Origin of the sequence: Eudoraea sp. (assembly GCF_049665975.1) — a bacterium.
GTDB lineage: Bacteria > Bacteroidota > Bacteroidia > Flavobacteriales > Flavobacteriaceae > Eudoraea.
This window is the reverse complement of the sequence record NZ_JBATGR010000303.1, coordinates 1-13,370: the sequence shown is the minus strand read 5'-3', so window position 1 is coordinate 13,370 and position 13,370 is coordinate 1. Positions and strand designations below refer to the sequence as shown.

At 36.6% G+C, this 13,370-nt stretch carries 8 protein-coding genes and 2 tRNA genes; 5 read left to right on the top strand and 5 right to left on the bottom strand.

Annotated features, from left to right (window positions below; all coding sequences use genetic code 11):
- Window positions 1–85 precede the first annotated feature (85 nt).
- Window positions 86–1,600 carry a GH3 auxin-responsive promoter family protein gene (locus WBN20_RS10735; RefSeq protein ID WP_424281673.1) on the bottom strand — a complete coding sequence of 505 codons (1,515 nt, stop codon included), beginning with the start codon at window positions 1,598–1,600 and terminating at the stop codon, window positions 86–88.
- 79 nt (window positions 1,601–1,679) lie between these two features.
- Here WBN20_RS10735 and WBN20_RS10730 point away from each other — a divergent pair, with 79 nt between their 5' ends.
- Entirely contained in the window at window positions 1,680–2,474 is a 795-nt protein-coding gene (locus tag WBN20_RS10730) for a DUF2797 domain-containing protein (RefSeq protein ID WP_424281672.1), read from the top strand.
- Here WBN20_RS10730 and WBN20_RS10725 read toward each other — a convergent pair.
- The 3 genes from WBN20_RS10725 to sppA form a co-directional block, all read right to left on the bottom strand.
- Complete coding sequence (locus WBN20_RS10725; protein WP_424281671.1) at window positions 2,467–5,220, bottom strand: AsmA-like C-terminal region-containing protein; 2,754 nt, start codon at window positions 5,218–5,220, stop codon at window positions 2,467–2,469. The genes WBN20_RS10730 and WBN20_RS10725 overlap by 8 nt on opposite strands.
- A 124-nt stretch (window positions 5,221–5,344) precedes the next feature.
- Window positions 5,345–6,061: a queuosine precursor transporter gene (locus tag WBN20_RS10720; protein WP_424281670.1), complete on the bottom strand. Its 717-nt coding sequence runs from the start codon at window positions 6,059–6,061 to the stop codon at window positions 5,345–5,347.
- Between the two features lie 4 nt (window positions 6,062–6,065).
- A complete protein-coding gene (sppA, locus tag WBN20_RS10715; RefSeq protein WP_424281669.1) occupies window positions 6,066–7,823 on the bottom strand; it encodes a signal peptide peptidase SppA in 1,758 nt (585 codons plus the stop codon).
- A gap of 171 nt (window positions 7,824–7,994) precedes the next feature.
- On the opposite strand from sppA, the gene folK reads away from it, so the two are divergent.
- Window positions 7,995–9,134: a 2-amino-4-hydroxy-6-hydroxymethyldihydropteridine diphosphokinase gene (gene folK / locus WBN20_RS10710; RefSeq protein WP_424272410.1), complete on the top strand. Its 1,140-nt coding sequence runs from the start codon at window positions 7,995–7,997 to the stop codon at window positions 9,132–9,134.
- Between the two features lie 206 nt (window positions 9,135–9,340).
- On the opposite strand, the gene WBN20_RS10705 is transcribed toward folK, so the two are convergent.
- The gene (locus WBN20_RS10705; RefSeq protein WP_424272409.1) at window positions 9,341–9,883 is read right to left on the bottom strand and encodes an RNA methyltransferase; all 543 of its coding nucleotides are present in this window, start codon (window positions 9,881–9,883) and stop codon (window positions 9,341–9,343) included.
- Between the two features lie 233 nt (window positions 9,884–10,116).
- Here WBN20_RS10705 and mutS point away from each other — a divergent pair, with 233 nt between their 5' ends.
- The 3 genes from mutS (at window position 10,117) to WBN20_RS10690 (ending at window position 13,174) form a co-directional block, all read left to right on the top strand.
- A complete protein-coding gene (mutS, locus tag WBN20_RS10700) occupies window positions 10,117–12,699 on the top strand; it encodes a DNA mismatch repair protein MutS (RefSeq protein WP_424272408.1) in 2,583 nt (860 codons plus the stop codon).
- A gap of 263 nt (window positions 12,700–12,962) precedes the next feature.
- Window positions 12,963–13,035: transfer RNA gene (locus WBN20_RS10695), tRNA-Gly, on the top strand.
- 55 nt (window positions 13,036–13,090) lie between these two features.
- Window positions 13,091–13,174 (top strand) — tRNA-Leu (locus WBN20_RS10690).
- The last annotated feature ends 196 nt before the right edge of the window (window positions 13,175–13,370 follow it).

Here is a 13,370-nt window from a genome sequence, read left to right as displayed (position 1 = left end):
TTTGGTTTACTTGGTGCATTTCATCGATATAGTAGCCTAATCAAAGGTAATCTGAAGTAAGAATAGTTGAATTAATTAATTTTTTCTAGCTATTCATTTCCAATAATTCATCTACATAGACTCTTTCATTAGACAATCGCGGAATTTTATGTTGGCCACCCAATTTTCCTTTAGAATTTAACCAGTCATAGAAAAGGTTTTTTCTGGCTATATGAACTTTAGGCATTTCTAAAGTCATACTATTGTATCTCTTGGCCTCATAATCAGAATTTAATGATTTAAGGGCGTTGTCCAATACTTCTGTAAAGTATTGAATTTCTTCCGGAGCTTTTCGAAATTCTATTATCCATTCGTGTGTCCCTTTTTCATTTCGAGACATAAAGACAGGAGCCGCCGTATAATCTATTATTTCAGCACCAGTCTTTTGACAACTATTTTTAAGTGCCTCTTCTGCATTTTCTATAATAAGTTCCTCCCCGAAAACATTTATATGGTGTTTGGTCCTGCCTGTAATCTTTATCCTATATGGATTGGTAGAAGTAAAACGAATGGTATCCCCAATTTTATATCGCCAAAGTCCGGAATTTGTAGTAATTATAATGGCGTAGTTCTTATTAACCTCCACCTCCCATAGTGGAAGCACTTTTTGATCTGGAAGCCCATAGACTTCCATCGGAATGAACTCGTAAAAAATGCCATAATCAAGCATTAATAATAAATCATCTGCATTATTCCTGTCCTGAATGGCAAAAAACCCTTCAGACGCATTGTAAATCTCATAATAGTTAAAACTTTTCCCTGGGAGTAGATTATTGTATTGTTCCAGATAAGGATTAAAACTTACTCCGCCATGGAAATATACTTCCAGATTTTCCCATACCTCTAACAAGTCCTTCTTACCCGTTTCTTCCAATACTTTATTTAACAGAACTAACATCCAGGATGGAACACCAACCAAACTGGTAACATTTTCATGTATGCTTTCCTGTATAATGGCACTCATTTTAGTTTCCCATTCGCCCATAAGAGAAACTTTGCTGCTTGGTGTACTACTTAGTTCTGCCCAAAAAGGCATGTTATCTATTAAAATAGCTGAAAGATCCCCAAAAAATGTACCGTTATCTTCATATAACTCTTTGCTACCTCCTAAGCGAAGACTTTTACCTGTAAATAACTGAGAATTCTCATTATTGTTTAAATAGAGGCATAATAAGTCCTTTCCCGATTTATAATGACAATCCTCCAAAGCCTCAGCACTTACGGGAATAAATTTACTTTTTGCATTAGTTGTACCGCTGCTTTTTGCAAACCACTTAATGTTAGTTGGCCAGAAGATGTTTTGTTCCCCTCTTCTTGTACGCTCTATTAAAGGTTCTATTTCCTCATAGGAAACAATAGGAATACGTTCAGAAAAAGTCTTATAGCTCGTAATTGAATTAAATTCATGCTTCCTGCCAATCTTTGTGTCTTCGGCAATTCCCAATAACTGAAACAATACTTCCTCCTGTACTTCGCCAGGGTACTTAAGAAAAAGTTCTATCTGATGATAGCGCTTTTTTAAAAGCCATGAAGCTATAGAATTAAATAAAGGTATTGGCATTTTTGGGTATCTTTAGCGGTTTAAACCTAACTGCTAAAGTTAGTATTTTCAAATGAATTTTTAACAAAAATCACCATTCATGCGTTACGAGGGTGTATTGCGCAAAATGCAATCTGAAATAGGCCAACCTATTCAGTATTATTTGATATTTAATGATGACTTTTTAAATGTCAATCAGATATTGGGTAAAGAATTACAGTTTAATTTTATAAAATACCAATGCCTGAATTGTAAAGAAGACAGGCCAATTTTTAGGCAAGGTTATTGTCAAAATTGTTTTTTTGAAACTCCTTCCGCCGGTGCCTGGATAATGAGACCAGAACTCAGTGTTGCTCATTTAAATAAGGAAGACCGAGATTTAGAATATGAAAAAAAAGTGCAATTACAGCCTCATATCGTTTACCTGGCTAATTCCAGCAATGTTAAGGTAGGTGTTACACGGAAATCACAGATCCCCACAAGATGGATCGATCAGGGTGCACATGAGGCCATTGAAATTGTTGAGGTTCCCAATCGCTATCTGGCCGGTATAACAGAAGTAGCCTTAAAAGAACATGTTAGCGACAAAACCAATTGGCGAAAAATGCTAACAAATACCATTGAAGATGTAGATTTGGTAGAATGGCGAAATAAGTTAATTAAATACATCCCCGAAGAAGCTTCTGCATATTATATAGAAAAAAATCAGGAAACCCATATGGAGTTTCCAGTACTACAATATCCGGTAAAAGTGAAAAGCCTTAATCTCGAAAAGACCAGAGAGTTTAAAGGTGCTCTAATAGGAATAAAGGGGCAATATTTAATTTTTGAGGATAATACGGTGTTCAATATTAGGGGTAATGAAGGTCTGTACGTTTCCCTTGGTATTAGTTAATTGTATCCTTCTCTTTCTTCGAAATACTTGAATTTTTTTTCTTCCCACCTAAAATTCCTCCCAGAATTCCTTTAGCTGTGGTGGTCATGGGATCTTCTTTTGCCAACGAGTCCTTAGTTAAGGTTGCCGTGTCTTCCTTTTTTGACTGGTTTGTCAGTACATCACCGAGCACATCATTTAATTTTACATTTTCTGCACGCTCCCCACTCAAAGAATCCTTTTTATTGTCCTTGGACGATAAAAGACCTCCGAGCAATTCTCCTGCCTTCTCAGAACCCTTATTAATCAATTTTTGTTTTTGCACAGCAATTAATCTTGAAGTTAGGTCTTTAATTCCCGTTGTGAGGTCAGTATTAATTATTGGTGCGTCATAAAATCCGCCAACAGTTGCCTTAACCGGGAGCGTTAAATTCTCCAGTTCTTTTTCGTTAATCTGTGCGATAAGCGAATTAAGCTCTTTGCCTAAATACTTTCTGGGAACCTCGATATTTAAATCATAGTTCAACTTCTTATCAAATGAATGACTACCATCCACGGTAATAGCGATATCCTCATATTTAATGGTAAATGGTTTAACATTAACAGTTCCATCTTTGAATGAAAGAGCGGTTTTTAAAGTCTTTAGATTGAATTTGTCCGCTTCAATAAAATTTAGCCGGGAATTTAAGCTGTTCAAAATTTTAGCATTTTCAGGATTCAGTTTAACTGCTAACGCTTCTGCAAGTACGTTCCCGGAAATTGTATTCAGATCTGGAGTGAAATCATCATTCAGGTTTCCTGATATTTCTATAACGGAATTAAGCTTCCCTTCCAGAGCAGCAGCCATAGGGGCCAATACCCTAAAAAGTTCTACATTCTTAAACGTATCTTCCAAGTTTACACTGCTCATATCAACTTGCATTGAAAAACTAGGTATTTCTCCTTTTGTACTTGTAAATCCATTTAAATTAAGGGTTCCATTGTATAATGATGACTGGAAATTGGAAAGGATTGCCTGTTGATCAAAAATTTTTAATTGCCCCTTTACATTTCTCAAAATTAAGTTGTCATAAATAACAGAATTTGCTCGGGCGTCTACGGTGCAATCGAGAAAAGCAGGGATTTGTATTTTTTCCGCTGCCATTTCTTTGTTTTCCTGGTTTAATGCAGTTTTATCTTTTCCTGGTTCCTCAATATCTTCCTGTGACATAAAATCGCCCAGATCAAAAGTATCAGAATTCATTTTGAAACTACCTGTTACTTTCTCATCATTAAACAAAAAACCCAGTAGGTTCTTAATGGTTCCGTCAATTTTAAAATCTGTTTTTCCAAGCTGTCCATTCATATTATTAAGCAGTACCCTGGCTGGTGAAAATTCCATACTTGCATCATGAATTGTAAGAGGTCCAGATAAATTATTAGAATTGTATCTTAATTCATCTACCCTTAAATAACCGTTTAGTGCTGTATTTTCATACCGCTTTTTATCAATAGATTCCATATCAAAAGAGGTATTTATATCGGCATTGAGCAAGCCTTTTAAATCTATTGCCTCAGGCATAGGGTATGCCTTGGAAATATTTGCAAGATTCATATTGCATACTATATGCGAACGAACTTTCGTATTACCTAATAATTCTGTAAGCATTGAGCTTAATTCAAAACGGTCATTTTCTATTGCGAAGGATGCCTTTGTAATATCAATATAAGTATCCTCAGCAAGGCCTGAAGTATTTTTAATACTAAGGTCCATATTGATATTCTTTATTGCCTTTGGCAAATCGGGATACTTAACGGACGCATTCCTTGCATCAATCTTAATATTAAATTCCGGGATATGTTCATCATCCATAATACCGGCCATCTCTCCTTCTATATTGAAAATTCCTGTGGTTTGGACATCCTTTATATTTTTAGCATAGACTTCCGGAATAACTGCTAAAAAATTATCAAATTCTGATGAAGGAGTTTTAAATTTAATGGCTATTTCCTGTTTATCATCAAAATTCCTGACAAATCCCTCAAACACCAGAGGAAGCTTATTTATAAAGCCTTCATTCTTTAAAAATGAATAAGTATTGGTTTTAAGATCAACTCCTATTAACGCATCCAACATAACCTTTGTATTATCAAGATAGCGAGTGCTGTCTAATTCAAATGATACAAGAGCACTGGTTTGCGTTTCTAATTCACTTATTTCCAAAGAAAGATCTCCTTTGCCTTTGTGCTCAATATCTTTCACTTTAAGAAGTATCCCGGAATTTAAGTCTTCATAGCTTATTTCAGAATTCATTAGCCGAAAAGATTCCAGACCAAAAGTAAAACCAGCAGATTCCGTATCAACTTCAGACTTTGTCTCCTCCTCTTTGGCTATCTCGTAATTTGCATTTTGCTGCATATCTGTTTTGAGCTTCAATACTGCTTCGTCAAAAACCAGACTATTTATTGCTATTGGTTCACCGGCGCCTTTTAATAGTTCTTTAATCCCCATTTCTAAAGAAATAGATTTGGACTTAAAAAGGGTATCACCTTCAAACGGACCTCTAGTTAACAAATACAAATCCTGAAATCGAAGTTCCGCCTTGGGAAAGCTCCGCAGCAGACTTAGATTAACTTGGGAGAAATCCAAGGTGGCATTAATGTTCTTATTAACATTGTTTTTAATCAGGTCGCCAATCTTAGCCTCCAGGAAAAATGGTACAGCAACCAGAACACCAAGAACTAGTAACAGAAGCAGGCCGGCAATTTTTATAATTTTCTTTTTCATAATATTTGAAGCTCAATCCGTTTAGAACTTAAAAAAGTGAGTATTAGTATACCTTTCGTCGAAAAGATAAAAATTAAAAAAGCGGGTCAATGCACAGGACAAACTTTAGATTCAATTCAACTAATCAGTTCTGGGTATCCAGGTTTATTTCTTCACCCACAGCAAGATTAAATCTCCTCCGGAAGATATATACGAACAAATAGAGAAAAGGGGTGTCCAGAAAAGCTATAAAAATTTTAAAAATAACACCACTAATAATCAACCCCTGGAACATCTTCCAGGGAATTACCCCAAAAATGCAAAGCAGTCCAACCACGGTTGTGGTGTCAATAATCTGAGATAAGAAAGTAGAAAAATTGTTACGAAGCCATAAATATTTGCCTTTTGTTAGACGTTTCCAAAAATGATAGATAGCAATGTCTACATATTGTGCACAGAGATAGGCCAGCATTGAAGCCAAAACAGCTAGGGGAGACAATGCGAAAACACTACTAAAAACTTCATCATCCACAGGTGAGGAAGGAATTGCCGGTACCAAATTTGAAATCAAGATGATTCCCATGGAAAAAAAAGAAGCAAAAATACCAGTCGTAACAATCTGATTCGCTTTTTTCCTTCCAAATATTTCTGATATAAGGTCTGTTATTAAAAAAGTAATAGGATAAGGTAATACCCCAACGGAAATTTCAAATAATGGTGCTCCAAAAACAGTTACATCTCCAAAAGGATACCAAAAAAAGAATTTTTGGAAAATTAAATTGGAAACCACAAGGGAGGTGATAAAAAGTGCCCCCAGGTATATATAAATACGATATGCCAGTTTTCTATCTTTGGCTATCATTAAGTTATTTAATGGTTAAGGTAAACGGCAATCGTGCCTGAATTCCTTTTTGTTCCATTGCAGACTTGACTTCCTTATAAACTTCGTAAAATTCAACACCCATTTCTTCTTGGATCAAATGTTCTTTATTAAGAATACTTGCACCTCCAAAATCTTCCATAAATCTTTCCAAACTGGTTTTATATCTAGGATATTTTTTGATGGAATAAGAATCCACATTTGCCAGTAAAGCGGCAGCTTCAATTGCATCTTCAAGACCTCCCAATTCATCTACCAGTCCTAATTCTTTTGCTTCGGTGCCACTCCAAACTCTCCCCTGGGCCAGACTATCTGCCTGAGCCATTGTAATATTGCGACCCTCAGATACTTTACTTAGAAAAGTCTGATAAGTTGTTTCAATGCCTTCTTTTACAAAACCTCTAAATTCATCTGTCATTGGTTCAAACAAAGAATAATCAACAGAATTCTTATTGGTCCCTACCTGTTCAGCATTAATGCCAATATTACCTGCCAGTTCACTAATATTTGGAATAGTTCCAAAAACTCCAATAGATCCGGTAATAGTGGTGGGTTCAGCAAATATTTTATTCGCTCCTGCGGAAATATAATAACCTCCTGAGGCCGCAACATCTCCCATTGATACGACTACTGGTTTTTTCTCCTTTGCCATCTCAATTTCACGCCAAATAATGTCTGATACAAGTGCACTCCCTCCTGGAGAATTTACCCGCAGAACAATTGCCTTGACCGATTCATCATCTCTGGCTTTAATAATCGCCTTATTCATTATGCCCTGTCCAATAACATTCGGACCTCCTTCTCCATAGAGTATATTCCCCTGAGCAAAAATGATCGCTATTTTATCTTTACCATTTCGCAATTTCTTTTTACGCGAAATCTTTGTATAATCTTCCAGTGAGATAGAGTTGAGTTTATCCTCCTTGCTAATACCCAAGGCCTTTTTTAAACGGTTTTCGTATTCATCGAAATAAACAATGTCGTCTAGTAATCCGGAAGCTTTCGCATATTCCGGTTTTCTGCCCCCCAGAGTATCTGCTATTATATTTATGTCCTCCATCGTAATTGACCTATCTATTGAAATTTCAGAAACAATTGAATTCCAAATAGAACTCATAAGCGCTTTAATCTGAGTTCTGTTATCCTCACTCATTTCATTAGATAAAAAAGGCTCAACTGCGCTCTTGTATTTACCATGTCTTATCACTTCCATTTTTACCCCGGTCTTATCCTGTAAATCCTTAAAATACAGAACTTCGGCAGAAAGTCCTTTAAAATCCATTGCTCCTACAGGGTTAAGAAATATACTATCTGCAACGCTGGCCAGGTAGTAATCTTTCTGAAAATAATAATCCCCGAAGGCATATATAAATTTTCCACTTTCCTTAAAATCCAACAAGGCTTTTCTTATGGCCTGAGTAGTAGAAATTCCAGCTGTAATATAATTGTTATTAATACTGATCCCCTTAATATTATCATCCTCTTTTGCCACTTTTATTGCGTGCAGAATTTGATCTAATCCCTGCGACTTATCAAAAAGAATATCGAAAGGATCCCCTTCATTATTCCCCGTATAGTCATTAATAGGGTATTTCATTTGTAATTCCAAAACGGAATTCTTCTTTACGGATACACTTTCTTCTGTGTTTACCAGACTCACAAAAATGACAAACATGAAGAACATGATACCGAATGCTATCAGAGTGCCTATGATTGCGGCCAGAAGGTTTCTTAAAAATTTCATACAATACATTAATTATTTCACCCCAAAGATAACCAAACTTAGGATGATACAATCTACTTATTTTTTACTTAAACACAATTGAATCTTAGGAAAAGAAGCATTAAGTAATTAATAAATAGAATCTCTTTATTGTAATTTGGTTGTCATCTGACTTACCTTTGTTTACATAATATGAAGGAAGCTAAAACTATATATCTTTCGCTTGGAAGCAACCTTGGGAACAAACTTTTCAATTTGCAGCGGGCCGTTCTCCTTTTACAAAAAGAGCTGGGAATTATTCTTGAAATATCCGGGGTATATAAGAGTCCTTCCTGGGGATTTGAGGGAGAAGACTTTATGAATGCATGTTTGTCTCTCGAAACTAATTGCACTCCTGCAGAAATATTGAGCATAATACTGAAAGTTGAACGGGAAATGGGTAGGAAACGTGTTCCGGGAGAGGGTTATCAATCCAGAAATATTGATATAGATCTGTTGTATTATGGTTCCGAAATAATTAAAACAGATGAGCTTACAATACCCCACCCCCATTTGCATTTAAGACGATTTGTTCTAAAACCCCTGGCAGATATTGCTCCCCAATTTTATCATCCTGTATTAGGCAAGGATACCAGGAATTTGTTGCAGGAATGTAAAGACAAGAGTAGCTTAAATCAAACCACGCATAAGTTATATTCCAGCAGGGAGTTACTCCTATCTCAACTACATCTGGTGGCAATTGAAGGTAATATAGGTGCAGGTAAGACCACACTTGCCACGAAAATAGCGAGCGATCATAATGCAAAGCTGGTATTGGAACGTTTCGCTGATAATCCGTTCTTACCCAAATTCTACAAAGATCAAAGCAGGTATGCCTTCCCATTGGAAATGTCTTTTTTGGCAGACAGATACCAACAGTTTACAGATGACACCACCCAATTTGATCTTTTTAAGAATTTTATGGTAAGTGATTATGACATCTACAAATCCCTGATTTTTGCTCAAATAACCCTGCAAAAAGAAGAATTTAAGCTCTATCGTAAAATGTTTAATTTTATGTATAATGAAGTAAAAAAACCGGATATCTATATCTTCCTTTACCAGAGAACCGAACGTTTGTTGGAAAACATTAAAAAAAGAGGTCGGGATTATGAACAAGGAATAAACAAAGAATACCTGGAGAAAATTAATAGGGGCTATCTTGATTTTTTAAAAGGTTTTCCACACCGAAAAAGCTTGATCATTAATATTGATGATCTCGATTTTGTTGCAAATAAAGCAGATTACGAATTGATAATAGATAAAATTCTGGAGCAGGCACTTACAGACTAAGGCCTTTATTTAAGACCAATTTTTAAGTATAGGATAAAATAATTAACACATATTTGGCAATTTTCTTGCGTAGTTGAAAAGGAATTACTTTATTGCACCTCAATTTTTGAGAAACTAACTAACTCAAACTATATATCCAAAAACCCTGACATTTATGTCGGGGTTTTTATTTTCTGCCTATTTAAAGTCCAGATACTCGATAAAATTTAATTCTTTTCTGAAACACGTTGAAGTTTGGACCAGAGGTCCCAAATAACTACTCCGGCACTTACAGATATATTTAAAGAATGTTTAGTACCGTACTGAGGTATTTCCAAAACACCCTGGCAACTATCCACTACTTCCTGTGAAACCCCTTTTACTTCATTTCCAAAAACCAGAGCGTATTTATTTGAAATTTGAGGTATAAAGTGATTAAGCGGAGTGGCATTTTCTGTTTGCTCTACTGCTAAACAAACGCAGTCTTTCTGAAGTTCCGCAATTAAATCTACGGTGTTCTTTTTATACTCCCAGGCCACGCTCTCCGTAGCCCCTAAAGCTGTTTTGTGAATATCCTTGTGTGGCGGAGTAGCAGTTATGCCACATAAATAAATCTTTTCAATCAAGAAAGCATCGGCAGTTCTGAAGACGGAGCCAATATTGTTTAAACTCCTAATATTGTCCAAAACAAGAACCAGAGGTGTTTTTGAAACACTCTTGAACTGATCAATATCCAGGCGGTCTAATTCACTGTTTTTCAGTTTGCGCATAAATAAGTTAGGTTTTACTAATGCAGATTTTTAAATTAATTTTTATCAATGGCGAATTTAATCTGCTGATTTAGCCTTTGTTTAAAATAAGCTATATTAAGTTATCCGAAAATATTAACAAGGAGTGACAATCCCCTGTAAAAATAGTATTTTCGTTTACTCTCTGGTTCACAAAAATAGGAGAATAAACAACTTTGGCCAATTCCGGTAACATAAAGAAAGAAACGCCTCTGATGAGGCAATATAACACCATCAAGACAAAATATCCTGATGCACTTCTGCTATTCAGGGTTGGTGATTTTTATGAAACTTTTGGGGAAGATGCAGTAAAAGCAGCAGGAATTTTAGGGATAGTGCTCACACATAGAAATAATGGGGGTGAAAAGACAGAATTGGCGGGTTTTCCGCACCACTCCCTTAACACCTATCTGCCTAAACTGGTTAAGGCAGGCCAACGTGTTGCCATTTGTGATCAATTGGAAGATCCTAAATTAACCAAGACCATTGTTAAACGCGGGGTTACTGAATTAGTTACCCCCGGGGTGGCTTTGAATGATGATATCCTAAGTGCTAAATCCAATAATTTTCTTTGCGCTGTTCATTTTGGAAAAAATATACATGGCGTTTCCTTTTTGGATATCTCTACGGGTGAATTCCTTATTGCAGAGGGCAGCTTGGAACAAATCGATAAACTTTTACAGAATTTTGCCCCAAATGAAGTATTGGTTTCCAAATCGCACAAGACAGATTTTACAGAATCTTTTGGCACGAGTTTCCATACCTTTTTTGTGGAAGACTGGATCTTTCAGGAAGATTATGCTCTTGAGACACTTACCAACCATTTTAAAACCGCTACTTTAAAAGGTTTTGGTGTAGCTCAGCTAAAGTATGGTATAATTGCCTCGGGAGTAGTTATGCATTATCTATCAGATACAAGGCACAGTCAATTGCAGCATATCAGTAAGATACAAAGAGTAGCAGAAGAAGAATATATCTGGATGGATAGGTTTACCATTAAAAACCTGGAATTGTACCATTCACACAATGAAAACGCTGTAACCTTAATAGACGTTATTGATAAGACTATTTCCCCTATGGGAGGGAGAATGCTAAAGCGCTGGCTGGCACTTCCCCTAAAAAATATTGAAAGGATACGGCGCAGACATGAGGTAATTTCCTATCTGAAGGAAAATGAAGAAGAGCTGGAAAAATTACAGTATGGGATTAAACATATAGCTGATCTGGAACGTCTGATTTCCAAAGTTGCTACCGGTAAAGTGAATCCGAGGGAAACGGTACAATTAAAAAATTCTTTGGAAGCCATTGTTCCCATCAAACAATTAATTTCTAAAAGTGAAAACGATTCCTTACGTTTGATAGGAGATCAGTTAGATACTTGCAGTACCGTTCGTGAAAAAATAAAAAAACTATTGCAGGAAGATGCCCCTGTAAATGTTCTCAAAGGCAATGTTATTGCAAAAGGATATTCCGTGGAGCTGGATGAGCTGAAGGACCTGGCCTTTAAAGGAAAGGACCACCTGGATCAGATGCTGAAAAGGGAAACGGAACGAACCGGGATTTCTTCTCTGAAAATTGCCTCCAATAATGTTTTTGGTTACTATATTGAAGTGCGGAATACCCATAAGGATAAGGTACCTGAAGATTGGATTCGTAAACAAACTCTGGTAAATGCAGAACGTTATATTACCGAAGAACTTAAGGAATATGAAGCTAAGATATTAGGGGCTGAGGAACGTATTTTAAGTTTAGAACAACAATTATTCTCCCAATTGATTGTATGGCTTCAGGAATATATTTCTCCGGTACAGAAGAATGCCCGTCAGATTGCTAAACTTGATTGCCTTTGTGGTTTCACACAATTAGCCATAGAAAACAACTATGTGGCTCCATCTTTAAACGACAGCACTCAAATATCTATTAAAAATGGCCGGCATCCTGTAATAGAAAGGCAACTCCCTTTAGGCGAATCATATATTCCCAATGATTTAATTTTAAACAGGGAATCACAGCAAATTATTATGATAACCGGGCCTAACATGAGTGGTAAATCGGCTATATTAAGACAAACTGCACTAATTGTTTTGTTGGCACAGATGGGAAGTTTTGTTCCTGCCGAAGCAGCTCAGATTGGTTATGTTGACAAGATATTTACCCGGGTTGGTGCCAGCGATAATATTTCGTTGGGAGAATCTACCTTTATGGTTGAAATGAATGAAACGGCATCCATCCTTAACAACCTTTCTGAAAGGAGTTTGATATTATTGGATGAAATTGGAAGGGGTACCAGTACCTATGACGGCATTTCTATTGCCTGGGCCATCTCTGAATACCTGCATGAACACCCGTCCAGAGCCAAAACCCTTTTTGCAACGCACTATCATGAACTCAATGAAATGGCTGCAACTTTTGAGCGGATTAAGAATTATAATGTAGCTGTTAAAGAGTTAAAGGATACGGTATTATTTTTAAGGAAACTAGTTCCCGGGGGGAGTGAACACAGTTTTGGGATTTATGTGGCCAAAATGGCGGGGATGCCGCAACAGGTTGTCCGCAAGGCAGAAAAGATCTTAAAAAAATTGGAAAAATCACATTCCAGTGAAGAGCTCACTGATAATTTACAGACGGTACAAAATGAAATGCAACTTAGTTTTTTTAACCTGGATGACCCCTTGCTGGAGCGAATTAAGGAAGAATTATTGCATTTAGATATCAACACCTTAACTCCTGTAGAAGCTTTGATGAAGCTCAATGAAATTAAACGGATGCTCAGCAAAAACAAAAAAGCTACTTCCTGATTCATTGCCGCTATTAATACAAAATCTACCTAAAGAATTTCCGGTTTAAAATTATTTTATCATTATTAATAAACTACCCATTCTTTTTGAACAAAAGTTCTTTGCTTTTTATAGAATTGTATTAAATTTGCCTCCGCGTCCATTTTTTGGATGCGACGTTCTTTAAAACTCGCGAAAATAGCTTCCCGATAGTTATCGGGAGTTGAGCGCCACATTGCCCTGGTAATTAGCACTCGACTTGTTACTGGCTATTTTCCATAAACGCGAAAATAGCTCAGTTGGTAGAGCGCCACCTTGCCAAGGTGGAGGTCGCGGGTTCGAATCCCGTTTTTCGCTCAAATTAAGCACCACGTGCTGCCCGTGTTCAGGCAGCCACTATCTAGGTAGTTAGGCTCGAGTGGTGGAATTGGTAGACACGTTGGACTTAAAATCCAATGGCCATTAGGCCGTGCGGGTTCAAGTCCCGCCTCGAGTACAGATGAATAAAAAACCATAGTGAAAACTATGGTTTTTTACTTTAAGAGCTTGGCCAACCTTGGTTGAGCCAAAGCTTGAGAAGTAAAAAACAATCATGTAATGATTGGTTTTCCATTCTCAAAATGTTTGAGTGGGGACTCACCGACGAAGGAGGTAATTCCCGCTTGTACTTTAACTTCAAGACTAAATAAATG

Bases quoted from the DNA above. Each gene is read 5' to 3' on its own strand.
- folK (WP_424272410.1), top strand. From the start codon at position 7,995: ATGAAGGAAGCTAAAACTATATATCTTTCGCTTGGAAGCAACCTTGGG.
- WBN20_RS10730 (WP_424281672.1), top strand. From the start codon at position 1,680: ATGCGTTACGAGGGTGTATTGCGCAAAATGCAATCTGAAATAGGCCAA.
- WBN20_RS10705 (WP_424272409.1), bottom strand. From the start codon at position 9,883: ATGCGCAAACTGAAAAACAGTGAATTAGACCGCCTGGATATTGATCAG.
- mutS (WP_424272408.1), top strand. From the start codon at position 10,117: ATGAGGCAATATAACACCATCAAGACAAAATATCCTGATGCACTTCTG.
- WBN20_RS10720 (WP_424281670.1), bottom strand. From the start codon at position 6,061: ATGATAGCCAAAGATAGAAAACTGGCATATCGTATTTATATATACCTG.
- sppA (WP_424281669.1), bottom strand. From the start codon at position 7,823: ATGAAATTTTTAAGAAACCTTCTGGCCGCAATCATAGGCACTCTGATA.
- WBN20_RS10725 (WP_424281671.1), bottom strand. From the start codon at position 5,220: ATGAAAAAGAAAATTATAAAAATTGCCGGCCTGCTTCTGTTACTAGTT.
- WBN20_RS10735 (WP_424281673.1), bottom strand. From the start codon at position 1,600: ATGCCAATACCTTTATTTAATTCTATAGCTTCATGGCTTTTAAAAAAG.